Below are 695 nucleotides of genomic sequence, written 5' to 3'. Positions count from 1 at the left end.
TGAGCCACCCCCGCTTTCATGGAGCTTCTTGATCATGGTCTGATGGCCGTGGGGGAGGAAGTCGTCCGTGGCAGCACCGAAGAAATACCCCGACGAGCTACGTCAACGCGCTGTGCGCTTGTACCGTGAGTCGGACCCGAAGCCCGTGATCCGGCGCCTGGCCGAGCAGCTCGGCGTACATCACGAGGCGTTGCGGAACTGGATCCGTCAGGCCGAGGCCGACGCGGGTGAGCGCGCTGATCGGCCCACCAGTGAGATGGCCGAGGAGAACCGCCGGTTGCGCAGGGAAGTCGCCGAGCTGCGGCGGGCGAACGAGATCCTGAAAGCGGCGAGCGCGTATTTCGCGGCGGAGCTCGACCCGACCCGGCGACGGTCATGAGGTTCATCCATGAACATCGTGACCAGTTCGCGGTCGCGCTCCTGCTACGGGTCCTCAACGTCGGCGCCTCGACGTACTACGCGTGGGTGAAGCAGGTCGAGCAGCCCTGCGACCGGGACGTGGTCGACCTGGGGTTGATCTCTAACATCCACGAGATCTGGGAGGCGTCGGGGCGCACCTACGGCGCGGACCGGGTCCACCGGCAGTTGCGCCGTGACGGCATCCGCGTGGGCCGCAAGCGGGTCGAGCGGCTGATGGCCGGCCAGGGCTGGCAGGGGGCGTTCCTGCGTCGAGGCTGGCGCGGCGGCTCCACGCG

2 protein-coding genes are annotated in these 695 nt (G+C 68.1%); both read left to right on the top strand.

Features of this window, described 5'->3' with window-relative positions; all coding sequences use genetic code 11:
- Positions 1–67 precede the first annotated feature (67 nt).
- The gene (locus GVV04_RS31970; protein ID WP_161692721.1) at positions 68–379 is read left to right on the top strand and encodes a transposase; all 312 of its coding nucleotides are present in this window, start codon (positions 68–70) and stop codon (positions 377–379) included.
- A partial coding sequence (locus tag GVV04_RS31965; protein WP_161692720.1) for an IS3 family transposase occupies positions 376–695 on the top strand: 320 nt, incomplete at its 3' end. The genes GVV04_RS31970 and GVV04_RS31965, both read left to right, overlap by 4 nt.

Origin of the sequence: Micromonospora rubida (assembly GCF_009908295.1) — a bacterium.
GTDB lineage: Bacteria > Actinomycetota > Actinomycetes > Mycobacteriales > Micromonosporaceae > Micromonospora > Micromonospora rubida.
The sequence above is the reverse complement of the archived record's forward strand: the minus strand, read 5'-3'. Positions and strand labels throughout refer to the sequence as shown.